Origin of the sequence: Micromonospora sp. NPDC047557 (assembly GCF_043205095.1) — a bacterium.
Lineage (GTDB): Bacteria > Actinomycetota > Actinomycetes > Mycobacteriales > Micromonosporaceae > Micromonospora.
In genome coordinates this window covers 168,691-181,448 of the sequence record NZ_JBIDDK010000011.1, presented here as the reverse complement: position 1 = coordinate 181,448, position 12,758 = coordinate 168,691, and the positions used below count along the sequence as shown (strand labels likewise).

The following is a 12,758-nucleotide window of genomic DNA, read 5'->3' as shown; positions in this document are numbered from 1 at the left end:
CGAGAGTCTGGTGTGTGAGAGATGTTGCGAGTCATAGTCCGCCGCCTCCTGCAGTTGGTGGTGACCCTCATAGCGCTGTCGGCGCTGATCTTCATCTGGCTGCGGAACCTGCCCGGTGGCCCCGTCGAGGCGCTGCTCGGCGAGCGGGCCACGCCCGAGCGCCGCGCCCTGCTGACCAAGGCGCTCGGCTACGACCAGCCGATCCTGGTGCAGTACGGCAAGTTCATGCAGCGAGTCGTCACTGGCGACTTCGGCAACTCGATCCGGACCGGTGACCCGGTCACCGAGGTCATCAGCCGCGCCTTCCCGGCCACCATCGAGCTGGCTCTCGCCGCGATGATCATCGCGGTCGGCCTCGGCGTGCCGCTCGGCTACCTCGCCGCTCGCTGGCGCGGGCGATCGCTGGACAACCTCACCATCGCCGGCACCCTGCTCGGCATCTCGATCCCGATCTTCTTCCTGGGTTACCTGCTCAAGGACGTCTTCACCCAGAACATCCACTGGTTCCCACCGTCCGGGCGACTTACCACCGGACTGGACAACACCCACGTCACCGGGTTCTTCGTGCTCGACGGCCTGCTCACCCGCGAGTTCGACGCCAGCGCCGACGCGTTGTGGCACCTGATCCTGCCGGCGATCACGCTCGCCACCATCCCGTTGGCGGTGATCGTGCGGATCACCCGGGCCAGCGTGCTCGACGTCCTCAACGAGGACTACGTGCGGACCGCCGAGGCGAAGGGCCTGCGGCACCGCACCATCCGCGGCCGGCACATCCTGCGCAACGCGCTGCTACCGGTGGTCACCACCATCGGCCTGCAGACCGGCGCGCTCCTCTCCGGCGCGGTGCTCACCGAGAAGGTCTACAACTGGGGTGGCATCGGCACGCTGATCACGGACTCGATCAGCGGCGGCCGGGACTACCCGGTGCTCCAGGCGATCATCCTGCTCGCGGCGCTGGTCTTCGTGGTGGTCAACCTGCTGGTCGACCTCTCCTACGCCTTCATCGACCCCAGGGTGCGTGTGCGATGAGTGACCCCATCACCCAGGCCGGAGCGCCGACCCCCCGCAGCGGGGACGACAACCCCCGCCCCGGCATGAGCGAGCGCAGCATCGGCGTGCTCGGCGACCGCAAGAGGGCACGACTGGACGAGTTGGCACGTGCCAGCGCGTCCGGCCGGGGCGGCGTCAGCCTCGTCCGCGACGCCGTGCGCCGGCTGCGGCGCAACCCGGTGGCCATCGTCGGCGCCAGCATCGTGGGCCTGTTCGTCCTGGTGGCGATCTTCGCCCCGCTCATCGCGCCGCACGACCCGGTGCAGCGCTTCGAGGAGCTGACGAAGAACCTCACCGTGGACAGCATCCCGGGCGGCAGCGGTGACTTCCCGTTCGGCTCCGACCCGCTCGGCAGGGACTTCCTGTCCCGAATGATCTACGGGGCGCGACAGACCCTCTTCGTGGGTGTGCTCGCCACCCTCATCGGTCTGGCTCTTGGTGTGCTGATCGGCGCGATCGCCGGCGCCTTCGGCGGATGGGTCGACGTCGTCCTGATGCGACTCACCGACGTGATGCTGGCCCTGCCGAGCCTGCTGCTGGCGATCACCCTGGTCGCGATGGCCAGCCGGTCGAGCCAGTGGACGGTCATCTTCGCGGTGGCCATCGTCAACGTGCCGATCTTCGCCCGACTGCTGCGCGGCTCGATGCTGGCCCAGCGGGAGAGCGACCATGTGCTCGCCGCCCGCGCGCTCGGCGTCAAGGAGCGCAACATCGTGCTGCGGCACATGCTGCCCAACTCGCTGACCTCCGTGATCGTGCAGGCCACCCTGACCTTCGCGGTGGCCATCCTGGACGCCGCGGCGCTCTCGTTCCTGGGCCTGGGTGACCCGGACATCAACCGGGCCGAGTGGGGCCTGATGCTCGGCGTGGACGGTCAGCGCTACTTCGAGGTCCGTCCGGAGCTGGCGTACTACCCGGCGCTCGCGATCATCGTGGTCGCGCTCGGCTTCACCCTGCTGGGTGAGGCGATGCGCGAGGCGATCGACCCGAAGAACCGGCGGTGACCGCCGTGCGCGCATCGCGAGCGATGGACCACAGCAGTGAGGAAGTGACCCGATGAGCCTGCTCGACGTCCGTGACCTGAGCGTCGTGTTCCAGCGGCGGGGCGAGCGGCCCTTCACCGCCGTCGACAAGGTCAGCTTCACCGTGGAACCGGGGCAGACCGTCGGCCTGGTCGGCGAGTCCGGCTGCGGCAAGAGCGTGACCAGCCTGGCCATCATGGGCCTGCTGCCCAAGCGGGGCAACAAGGTCACCGGGGAGGTGCTCTTCGAGGGCACCGACCTGCTGAAGCTGCGACCGGACGACATGCGGGACCGACGCGGCCGGGAGATCAGCATGATCTTCCAGGACCCGCTGTCGTCGTTGAACCCGGTCATCCCGATCGGCGTCCAGGTGGCCGAGGTGCTGGAACGCCACCAGGGCCGGGACCGCAAGCAGGCGCTGCGCGAGGCACGCGACCTGCTCGACGCCGTCGGAATTCCCGACCCGCAACGGCGACTCAGCGAGTACCCGCACCAGATCTCCGGCGGAATGCGCCAGCGCGCGCTGATCGCCATCGCCCTGGCCTGCAAGCCTCGACTGCTGATCGCCGACGAGCCGACCACCGCGCTCGACGTGACCATCCAGGCGCAGATCCTCACCCTGCTCAAGCAGTTGGTCGACGACACCGGCACCGCACTCGTGATGATCACGCACGACCTGGGCGTGGTGGCCGGGCTCTGTGACACCGTCAACGTGCTCTACGGCGGCAAGGTCGTGGAGCGGGCCCGACGGCACGAGCTGTTCGCGCACGCCCGGCACCCGTACACCCACGGGTTGCTCAACTCGGTGCCGCGGCTGGACTCACCGCGCGGTGAGCGGCTGCACGCGATCCGCGGGTCGGTCTCCGACAACATCCCGTGGACCGAGGGGTGCGCGTTCGCCCCGCGTTGCGACAACGTCGTGGACGCCTGCCTGGAGGGGCCTCCGCCGCTCGAACCCACCGCCACCGGCGGCGACCTGCGCTGCAACAACCCCGTCTCCGAGGAGGTGGCGGCCCGATGACCGAAGAGACCACCCCGCTGATCGAGCTGCGTGACGTCAAGGTCCACTTTCCGATCAAGAGCGGTCTGCTCTTCGACCGGACCATCGGCTACGTCTACGCCGTCGACGGCGTGTCGCTGAGCATCCGCAAGGGCGAGACGTACGGCCTGGTCGGCGAGTCGGGCTGCGGCAAGTCGACGCTGGGCCGTGGCCTGCTCCGGCTCGTCGAGCCCACCGACGGCGAGATCGTCTTCGACGGCACCGACGTCCGCTCCCTCAAGGGCGAGGCGATGCGGCACGCCCGCCGCCGCATGCAGATGATCTTCCAGGATCCGCTCTCCAGCCTCGACCCTCGACAGTCGGTGGAGTCGCTGCTCGTGGAGGGCCTGAAGGCGCACGGCCTGGCCGGCGACAAGGCCGAGACGAACCGGCGGTTGCGCGAGACGCTGGAGGCGGTGGGCCTGCCCGCGTCGGCTCTCAGCAAGTACCCGCACGAGTTCTCCGGTGGCCAGCGCCAGCGGATCGGCATCGCCCGGGCCCTGGTGCTCAACCCGGACCTGATCGTCGCCGACGAGCCGGTCTCCGCACTGGACGTGTCGATCCAGGCGCAGGTGCTCAACCTGCTCGAGGATCTGCAGAACGAGCGCGGTCTGACGTACCTGATCATCGCGCACGACCTGGCGGTGGTCCGGCACATCGCCGACACGGTGGGCGTCATGTACCTGGGTGGACTGGTGGAGGAGGCGTCCAGCGACGACCTCTACCGCGAGCCGATGCACCCGTACACCCGAGCGCTGATGTCCGCGGTGCCGGTGCCCGACCCGGTCGTCGAGGACCGTCGGGAGCGCATCCTGCTCGCCGGCGACCTGCCCTCGCCCACCAACCCGCCGTCGGGCTGCCGATTCCACACCCGGTGCCCGTGGGCGCAGCCGACCCGCTGCGCCAGCGAGCGGCCGGCGCTGCGCGACGTGGTCGGCGGCCACCGGGTGGCCTGCCACTTCGCCGAGGACATCGCCGCCGGCCGGATCCGTCCGCACGAGGTCGAGGTGGAGCTGGTGCGCCCGGCCGAGGGCACCGGCCCGCTCGACCCGCCGGGTGAGTTGATCCCGACGCCGTGACGACATCGGGGGGCCGTCCTGCCACAGGACGGCCCCCGGTGCCACGGGTCGACGGTGCCCAGGTGTGGCGTCAGCCCTGCGGGCGGTGCAGCAGGGCGACCGCCACGGCGTGCACCGCGTCCAGCCCCGCCGGGTCGGCGAGCGGCACCGAGCCGCCGGTCACCGCGTACCACTCGTCGGCGTCCTTGTACTGCACCCGCAGCGTGACCTTGCCGTCGGCGTACTCGGTGCGCAGGGTCAGCTCGCCGGTGACCACCCCGACCTCGTCGGTCATCACCCCGCCCGGACCGGGCACGATGTCGGCGGTCCGGCTCTGCGGGGCGCTGGCGCCGGTCGAGTCCGCGACCATGCCGGCCCCCGGCACCGCGGCCGGCGTGTCGCCGGTGCCGTCGGCGGTCATCCCGGCCGCAGACGGGGCGGTGTTCGCGCCCGTCCCGGCGCCTGTCGCCGGTTCCTCGCTCATAAACAGCCCTCCAGCATGTCGGTCAGTGCGGACTTCTCGGCACTGGTCACCGTCAGCTTCCAGTAGTGCTTCACCGTCACCCAGTCCTTGGCGTACTGGCACCAGTACGACCGGTTTGCCGGCTTCCACTGGGACGGATCCTGGTCACCCTTTGCCCGATTGGAGGACGCGGAAACCGCGATGAGCTGCGGACGTGTCGTGTCGTTGGCGAAGTCACCGCGCTTGGCGTTGTCCCATTCGTCGGCGCCCGAGCGCCACGCGTTGGCCAATGGCACCGTGTGGTCGATGTCCACGTCGGAGGGATCGGTCGCGCTGCGGCCGTCGTACACACTCTCCCAGCGACCGCCGACCACGTTGCAGCCGGAGAGCTTCACGTCCTTACCGTCGCGTTGCAGGATGCTGTCCCGCACGTCGCAGTTCTTGCCGGTGTCCCGCCAGTGCGGGAAGCGGTCGCGGCTGTAGCCCTTCATCGAGCCGGCGGTGGCGACGGTCAGCTGGCCCAGCTGCTGCGCCGCGTTGCCGCCGTCCGTCGGTGGTGGCGGCGTTCCGGTCTCGTCCGGAGGGACGCAACCGGCCACGCCGAGCGCCAGCGCCGCGACGAGCGCGGTCACCGCCGCCCGCGGTCCTGATCTGGTACGCACAGACGACACCTCTCCAGCTTGCGGGCTCCCGGCGATTGCGCACAGTACCCGGGCATGGTTTCGGCGTTTCGCGGCGTCTCCCACATCCTGCAAGGCAGATTGATGAGATGACCACAGCCGTACCGTCGCCCGCTCTGCGGATGGGCACCGCCGCCGGCCGGGGGACGCTGCTCGCCGCGGTGCTCGCCTCCGGCATGGTCTTCCTCGACAGCACCGTCGTCAACGTGGCGCTGCCGAAACTCGGCCAGGATCTCGGGGCGAACGTGGCCGATCTCCAGTGGACCGTGAACGGGTACCTGCTGATGCTGGCGGCGTTCGTGCTGCTCGGTGGTGCGCTCGGGGACCGCTTCGGCCGACGACGGGTCTTCCTGATCGGCGTGGCGTGGTTCACCCTGGCCTCGGTGCTGTGCGGGCTGTCCCAGGGCACCGGTTGGCTGATCGGGGCGCGGTTCCTCCAGGGCGCTGGCGGGGCGCTGCTCACCCCCGGCTCCCTGTCGGTGCTCCAGGCCAGCTTCCACCCGGACGACCGGGGGAAGGCGATCGGCGCCTGGGCCGGGTTGTCCGGTGTGTCCACCGCGCTGGGCCCGTTCCTCGGTGGCTGGCTGATCGACGCGTTGTCGTGGCGGTGGATCTTCTTCCTGAACCTGCCGATCGCCGTGCTGGTGGTGCTGGCCACCGCCCGCTGGGTGCCGGAGAGCCGGGACGAGAACGCCTCCCGGACGCAGGGGCCGGGCCGGACGCGACGCCGATTCGACGTGGGCGGGGCGCTGCTCGGCGCGCTCGCGCTCGCCGGCGTCACGTACGCCCTGATCGACGCGCCCGCGCGGGGCTTCACCTCGGCGTCGGTGCTGATCGCCGCGCTGGTCGGGGTGGTGGCCGCGGTGGCCTTCGTCCTGCTGGAACGGCGGCGCGGCGACACGGCGATGCTGCCCACCGGGCTGTTCGGCAGCCGGCTCTTCTCCGTCCTGAACATCTTCACCGTGGTGGTCTACGCGGCGCTCAACGGCTTCACCTTCTTCTTCGCCGTCTACCTGCAGAACGTCGTCGAGTGGTCGGCCTTCCGCACCGGGATCGCGCTGCTGCCGATGACGGTGCTGCTGCTCATCGGGTCGGCCCGGGCGGGCGCGCTGTCGGCGCGGATCGGCCCCCGGCTGCCGCTGACCGTCGGGCCGGTGGTGGCCGCCGCCGGTCTGCTGCTGCTGCGCGGCGTCGGCCCGGGCGCGTCGTACTGGACCGACGTGCTGCCCGGGGTGCTGCTCTTCGGCCTCGGGCTGACCCTGGTGGTGGCGCCGCTGACCGCGTCGGTGCTCGCCGCGGTCGAGGACCGGTTCTCCGGGGTGGCCAGCGGCTTCAACAACGCCGCGTCCCGAGCGGGCGGTCTGCTCGCGGTGGCCGCGCTGCCGCTGCTGGTCGGCCTCTCCGGCGGCGGGTACGAGCAGAAGACCGAGCTGACCGACGCGTTCCGGGGCGCGCTGGCCTGGTGTGCGGGGCTGCTGCTGGCCGGAGCGGTGCTCGCCCTTGTGCTGGTGCACCGACCGCCCCGGGCGGCACCGCCGTCGCAGCCCTGCCACTCGATGCCCGCCGCCACACCCCCGGCCCGCAGGGGCTGAGGGAGGGCACCGGATGCCCTCCCTCAGCCAGGTCAGCCGCGCGCGCGGTTGACGGCGCTGGTGACCGCCTTGATCGACGCGGTGACGATGTTGGCGTCGGTGCCGACACCCCAGACCGTCCGACCGTCCACCTCGCACTCCACATAGGCGGCGGCCTGCGCGTCCCCACCGGAGGACAGCGCGTGCTCGTGGTAGTCGAGCACCCGGACGCCCACCCCGACCGACTGGAGCGCGTTGACGTACGCGTCGATCGGGCCGTTGCCGACCGCGGTCAGCGACCGTTGCTCGCCGCCCACGCCGACCTGTGCCTCGATCTCGACCTTGCCGTCGGTGGTGCCGATCGTGTAGCCGGCGAACCGGACCGCCGGGTCGGGCTGGTGGTCGAGCAGGTAGTGCGTCGCGAAGATCTCCCACATGGCGCGCGGGTCGACCTCGCCACCGTCGTGGTCGGTGACCTGCTGCACGACCCCGGAGAACTCGATCTGGAGCCGGCGGGGCAGGTCCAGCTGGTGCTCGCTCTTCATGATGTACGCGACGCCGCCCTTGCCGGACTGCGAGTTGACCCGGATGACGGCCTCGTAGGTGCGGCCCAGGTCCTTCGGGTCGATCGGCAGGTACGGCACCGCCCAGGTGTGCTCGTCCATCGGTACGCCGGCCGCCTTCGCGTCGGCGGCGAGGGCGTCGAAGCCCTTCTTGATGGCGTCCTGGTGCGAGCCGGAGAAGGCGGTGTAGACCAGGTCGCCCGCGTACGGGTGGCGCTCGTGCACCGGGAGCTGGTTGCAGTACTCGACGGCCCGCCGGATCTCGTCGATGTTCGAGAAGTCGATCATCGGGTCGATGCCCTGGGAGAAGAGGTTGAGCCCCAGCGTCACCAGGTCGACGTTGCCGGTGCGCTCGCCGTTGCCGAACAGGCAGCCCTCGATCCGGTCCGCGCCGGCCAGCAGGCCCAGCTCGGCGGCGGCCACCCCGGTGCCCCGGTCGTTGTGCGGGTGCAGGCTGAGCACGATGCTGGCGCGGCGCGGCAGGTGCCGGTGCATCCACTCGATCGAGTCGGCGTACACGTTCGGGGTGGCCATCTCGACGGTGGCCGGCAGGTTGATGATCAGCGGCCGGTCCGGCGTCGGGTCGATCACGTCGATCACCCGGGAGCAGACCTCCAGCGCGTACTCCAGCTCGGTGCCCGTGTACGACTCCGGCGAGTACTCGTAGAAGATCTCCGTGTCCGGGGTGTGGATCTCCGCGTACTTCTGGCAGAGCCGCGCACCTGTGGTGGCGATGTCGGCGATGCCGTCCTTGTCCAGGCCGAAGACCACCCGCCGCTGGAGGGTGGAGGTCGAGTTGTAGAAGTGCACGATGGCCCGCTTCGCGCCGCGCAGCGACTCGAACGTCCGGTCGATCAGGTGCTCCCGGCACTGGGTGAGCACCTGGATGGTGACGTCGTCCGGGATCATGTCCTGCTCGATGAGCTGCCGGACGAAGTCGAAGTCGGTCTGGCTGGCCGACGGGAAGCCGACCTCGATCTCCTTGTAGCCCATCTGGACCAGCAGCTGGAACATCCGCCGCTTGCGCTCGGGCGACATCGGGTCGATCAGCGCCTGGTTGCCGTCCCGGAGATCCACCGCGCACCAGCGCGGAGCGGCCTCGACGGTGCGGGTGGGCCAGGTGCGGTCCGGCAGGTCGATCCGGAACTGCTCCCGGTAGGGCTGGTAGCGGTGGTACGGCATCCGGCTGGGGCGCTGCCGGGCGATCGGATCGGTCTCGGCGTCGGTGACAGGTTGAGCCATCTCAGAGTGCTCCCTGGAACATGTGGCGTCAGCAGATCGGAAGGTGTCGGCGAGGTGCCGGGCGTCGGTGCGCGGCGGTGCCGAGAGGAAACTCAGATGTGCTGGACGGCGCGATGCAACTCCGCGACGAGGTGCCGGCCGGTCAGGCCTCGTCGCGGCGGCTAAGGAGAAGAAGCGCCCGCCACATGACCAGGTCACCCTACGTGATGGAACGGGGGGTGCAAAGGCTGGTCCGGACTATGGGACCGGGGTCATGGTCGGCTCCGGGGCCTGGGAACCCAGCCTCGGGGTCCGTTCGGCCCAGGCCACCGCGGGCACGATCGCCGCTCCGACCAGCACGAAGATCGCTGCCGTCGGTAACCAACCCCAGCCGCCGGTGCTGACGGCAAGCGCGGTCAACCCGGCCGGGGCGATCAGGTACTGCACCTGTCTGCCGAGCTCGAACGCCCCCACGTACGCGCCGCGCTGGGCGGCCGGCGGCAGGGCGGCGATGAGCCCCCAGGTGCCCGCCGAGTCGATCAGCTCGGCGAGGATCAGCAGGATCGCGCCGGCCACCAGCACCACCACGGTGAGCGCGCCACGGGTGACCCCGGAGATCGGCAGGACCAGGCAGGACAGGGCGATCAGCAGGCCACCGCGGCGGGAGGCCCGCGCCGCGCCCGCAGCGGTGTCGGCGCCCCGGCTGACGCGTACCTGGAGCAGCACGATCAGGACCGTGTTGAGCAGCACCAAGGCGGCGATCAGCGTCTTCGGGGCGTCGGTGTGGGTGAGGATCCAGAGCGGCAGCACCGTCAGGTAGAGCGTCTGGTGCGCGGTGAGCAACCCGGACAGCAGGGACACCGTCATGAACGGGCGGTCCCGCAGCACGGCGAGCCGGCTCATCGGCTCCTCCGGTCGAGCGACCTGCGGCAGCCGGGGCAGTCGCCGGACGAACAGGGCCGTGACCAGGAAGACCGTCGCGATGAACCAGACCATCGCCCGGTACGCCTCGATCGTGTCCACGGCCAGCACCAGACCGCTGATCACCGCGCCCAGCCCGAAGCCGACGTTCAACGACGACCGCTGGTACGCCATCGCCGTGACCCGTTCGGCGGGCGGGAGCGCGTTGATCGAGTAGACCTGGCGGGCCACGCCTGTCGACGCATCCACCGCCGCCAGCGCCACCACCACGGCGAGGAAACCGGCGAAGCCACCCACGAACGGGTACGACGCGAAGAGCGCCGCGTCCAGCACCAGCCCGACCACCCAGACCCGCTGCGGTCCGTACCGGTCGGTGAGGCCGCCCAGCGGCACGGTGCCGAGCAGTGACACCCCCGCCGAGATGGACAGGCCCAGCCCGACCTGGGCGGCGCTGAGCCCCAGCGCCCGGGTGAAGAAGACGGCGCTGCCAGCGTGGAACAGGCCGCTGCCGACGGCGTAGACCATGGCCTGCACGGCCAGCGCCCGGGTCAGACCGGCCGGCGGTACGACGTTGTGGACAGCGGTGCGGATGGTTTCTCTGGCCCCCATGGCCGGGAAGTGAACCGGGACCGGGCAGATCGGTCGAGCCTTTTAGGCTGGACCGAATCCTGCTCCCGGGGGAGGGCGCGTGTCCGAGTTGCGGTTCAGCCTGGCCGACGTCGCGAGAGTGCGGCTCGCCGTGTCGCCGGTCAACGAGACGGTAATGAGCATGTGGGCGTTGGCCAGCCCCGTTTACCACGCGGTGCACCTGCCCTGGATCGACCGCGCCCGGGTGACCATGCGTCGGCCCGAGGTGGCCGTCCGGGTCCGACCGCTGGTGGAGCTGGCCCGGCCGCGTAGTTGGCTTCCGGACTTCCTCACCCCGGCGGCCCGACCCAACGTGGAGATGACCGAGCAGCTCGACCAGATCGCCGCGACACCGCCGGCCGTGGTGGTCCAGGACCTGCTGGCGACCACCCCGCGCCGGCCGCTGAGCCCGTTCGGGCTGGCGCTGCTCGCCGACCCCCGTGGGCTGTTGCCACAGCTCGTCGACGCGGTGCGGGTCTGGTACGACGAGGCGATCGCCCCGGACTGGTCGCGGATGCGGGCGCTGCTCGACGCCGACGTGGCGTACCGGGCCGCACAGCTCGCCGAGAACGGCGCCGGACGGTTCTTCGAGCAGCTCCACCCGAGCCTGCGCTGGCTCGGCGACCGGGTGGTCAGCGACGATCCGTTCGCGCGGGACTTCGACCTGCGGGACCGTGGGTTGGCGCTGAACCCGACGGTGTTCAGCGAACGTCGGGTGCTGTGGAACCTGCTGGAGGACTCGTTGCCGGCCGGCGCGTACCCGGTCCGGGCGGTCGGGACGCTCTGGGAGACGAGCGCGCCACCGCCCGGCGACCCGCTGGCACGGGTGATCGGCCCCGGCCGCGCCGCGCTGCTGCACCTGCTCGACACGGCCACCACCACCACCGACCTGGCCCGGCTCACCGGGATGTCCGCCGGAAACGTCTCGCAGCACCTGGCCGCGTTGCACGCCGCCGGCCTGGTCGGCCGGTCCCGACAGGGTCGGCATGTGCTCTACCGCAACACCGACGCCGCCGGGGTTCTGCTGCGGGCCAGCGGGGCGGCTGACCCGATCAGGTGATCAGGCGAGCAGCAGGTCGGTGACCGGCCGGCGGTGCCGCAGGCCGGTCTCCCGGGCGCGCAGCTCGGCCGGGAGGGCGAAGGGATCTCCGAGCCGGCCGACGGCTGCGACCACCAGCGGTCGGACGCCGCCGGGCAGGTCGAGTTCGGTGGCGAGGCCGGCCTGGTCGAAGCGGACGAGCTGGCGGACGTGCAGACCGAGCGCGGTGGCCTGCAGCGTCAGGTGGGCGATCGCCTGGCCGAGGTCGTACGCGGCCCGCTCGGCGTCGCCGCCGGTGTGTGCGCCGACCACCAGGGTCGCGGCGTGCCGGGCCCAGCACTGGTCGTCGGCCGGAAGGTTGATCAGGATCCGTTTCCAGTTCTGGTCGTCCCGGTGGCCGAGGGCGAACCGCCAGGGCTGCCTGTTGTCCGCCGACGGCGCCCACCGCGCGGCCTCCAGCAGCGAGGCCGCCTCGTCCGAGGTCAGGGTCGCGCTCGGGTCGAAGGCCCGAGGGCTCCAGCGGAAGGCGAGCAGCGGGGTCAGGTCAGCCATGCCGAGAATCGTCCTGTATGGGCGATTCGCCACTCAATGCGGGCCTGCGGGATGTGGGCAAAAGCACCCGTAACGGGATGAAGATCAGGACGTTCCCGCGCTCGGGCTGAGTGTCGGATCGGGCGTCGGAGGGGCCGCGGTGTCGAGGGGTTCCGCGTCCACCACCACCGGCCCGGCGAGCTGCACGGTGGCGGGCGCCGGGCCGGGCGGGGCCACCAGCCGCAGCGTGCCGGCGTCGGTCCGGACGCCGGTCGGCGTGCCGTCGGTGTCGTAGCAGTAGATGCCGACGTCCAACGGCGCGTTCAGTGAGGCGGAGGTGGAGTCGACCGAGTAGCAGGTCCCGGTCAGCCCCTTCGGCGTGGTGGCCTGGGCCACCGCGAGCGGCGCGCGCCGGTCGGTCAGCACGTCCAGCCAGTCGGTGAGCGGATGCTGGATCCGGGGGTCCAGCCGGCGCGGGAGGGCGTCGTCACGTTCGCCGAGGCGTACGCAGCGCGCCGGCTCCGGGTGACCGGTCGAGGGCAGCGCGCACTGGAACAGCCCGTCGCCGGTCGCGGCCAGCGAGACGTCGGCGGTGCCACCCAGCGCTCCACCCGGCACGTCGACCCGCCAACTGCCGTCGTTCGCGCTGGTGAACACGATGCTGCGGTCCGGTTGGCCGGTCCGGGTGAACACGTAGCGCGCCACCAGGTGGCGATCCTGTGCGGCGGCGGCCAGGGCGGCCAGCTCGTCCCGGGTGGCATCCACCTCGACCGGGCCGGGGTCGGCCGGCGGCGGAGGCGGAGGCTGCTCGCTGGTGCAGGAGACCAGGACTGCCGGCAGGGCGAACACGAGCGGCCCGAGCACGCGGCCGGCCGAGCGGTGAAGGACGGGCACCGGCCCATTCTGGTGGGTGCGGGCCAGGCGCGGGCACCGGCGGGCAGCCGTCCGCTCCGGCGTGTCGGGCGCGGCCTTT

The 12,758-nt window shown here is 71.3% G+C and carries 12 protein-coding genes; 6 read left to right on the top strand and 6 right to left on the bottom strand.

All coding sequences use genetic code 11. The features are described 5' to 3' along the window. Nucleotides 1-21: 21 nt before the first annotated feature. From ACGGAQ_RS23990 to ACGGAQ_RS23975, 4 genes are all read left to right on the top strand, one after another. On the top strand, nt 22-1,029 hold the full coding sequence (locus tag ACGGAQ_RS23990; protein WP_393052613.1) for an ABC transporter permease: 1,008 nt from the start codon (nt 22-24) through the stop codon (nt 1,027-1,029). Between the two features lie 65 nt (nt 1,030-1,094). Continuing rightward, nucleotides 1,095-2,054, top strand: coding sequence for an ABC transporter permease (locus ACGGAQ_RS23985; protein ID WP_393052701.1), 960 nt, complete (start codon nt 1,095-1,097; stop codon nt 2,052-2,054). 52 nt (nt 2,055-2,106) lie between these two features. Continuing rightward, a complete protein-coding gene (locus ACGGAQ_RS23980) occupies nt 2,107-3,093 on the top strand; it encodes an ABC transporter ATP-binding protein (RefSeq protein ID WP_393052611.1) in 987 nt (328 codons plus the stop codon). Then, nucleotides 3,090-4,190, top strand: a complete 1,101-nt coding sequence (locus ACGGAQ_RS23975; RefSeq protein ID WP_354856455.1) for an oligopeptide/dipeptide ABC transporter ATP-binding protein — start codon at nt 3,090-3,092, stop codon at nt 4,188-4,190. Before ACGGAQ_RS23980 ends, ACGGAQ_RS23975 begins: the two co-directional genes overlap by 4 nt. A 70-nt stretch (nt 4,191-4,260) precedes the next feature. Here ACGGAQ_RS23975 and ACGGAQ_RS23970 read toward each other — a convergent pair whose 3' ends face one another. Both ACGGAQ_RS23970 and ACGGAQ_RS23965 read right to left on the bottom strand, forming a co-directional pair. Beyond that, on the bottom strand, nt 4,261-4,653 hold the full coding sequence (locus ACGGAQ_RS23970; RefSeq protein ID WP_393052609.1) for a hypothetical protein: 393 nt from the start codon (nt 4,651-4,653) through the stop codon (nt 4,261-4,263). Beyond that, nucleotides 4,650-5,294, bottom strand: a complete 645-nt coding sequence (locus ACGGAQ_RS23965) for an HNH endonuclease family protein (RefSeq protein ID WP_393052607.1) — start codon at nt 5,292-5,294, stop codon at nt 4,650-4,652. The genes ACGGAQ_RS23970 and ACGGAQ_RS23965 overlap by 4 nt, the downstream gene beginning before the upstream one ends. Before the next feature lie 107 nt (nt 5,295-5,401). On the opposite strand from ACGGAQ_RS23965, the gene ACGGAQ_RS23960 reads away from it, so the two are divergent. Continuing rightward, on the top strand, nt 5,402-6,904 hold the full coding sequence (locus tag ACGGAQ_RS23960; protein WP_393052605.1) for an MFS transporter: 1,503 nt from the start codon (nt 5,402-5,404) through the stop codon (nt 6,902-6,904). Nucleotides 6,905-6,936: 32 nt separating this feature from the next. On the opposite strand, the gene leuA is transcribed toward ACGGAQ_RS23960, so the two are convergent. Continuing rightward, nucleotides 6,937-8,688 (bottom strand): 2-isopropylmalate synthase, encoded by a 1,752-nt coding sequence (gene leuA, locus ACGGAQ_RS23955; RefSeq protein ID WP_393052604.1) that lies wholly within the window; start codon nt 8,686-8,688, stop codon nt 6,937-6,939. 237 nt (nt 8,689-8,925) lie between these two features. Beyond that, on the bottom strand, nt 8,926-10,197 hold the full coding sequence (locus tag ACGGAQ_RS23950; protein ID WP_393052602.1) for an MFS transporter: 1,272 nt from the start codon (nt 10,195-10,197) through the stop codon (nt 8,926-8,928). A gap of 79 nt (nt 10,198-10,276) precedes the next feature. Here ACGGAQ_RS23950 and ACGGAQ_RS23945 point away from each other — a divergent pair, with 79 nt between their 5' ends. Beyond that, a complete protein-coding gene (locus ACGGAQ_RS23945; protein WP_393052600.1) occupies nt 10,277-11,275 on the top strand; it encodes an ArsR family transcriptional regulator in 999 nt (332 codons plus the stop codon). Here ACGGAQ_RS23945 and ACGGAQ_RS23940 read toward each other — a convergent pair whose 3' ends face one another. Together ACGGAQ_RS23940 and ACGGAQ_RS23935 are read right to left on the bottom strand one after the other, a co-directional pair. After that, nucleotides 11,276-11,806, bottom strand: coding sequence for a nitroreductase family protein (locus ACGGAQ_RS23940; RefSeq protein ID WP_393052598.1), 531 nt, complete (start codon nt 11,804-11,806; stop codon nt 11,276-11,278). Between the two features lie 84 nt (nt 11,807-11,890). Next, a complete protein-coding gene (locus ACGGAQ_RS23935) occupies nt 11,891-12,679 on the bottom strand; it encodes a hypothetical protein (protein ID WP_393052596.1) in 789 nt (262 codons plus the stop codon). Nucleotides 12,680-12,758: the final 79 nt, after the last annotated feature.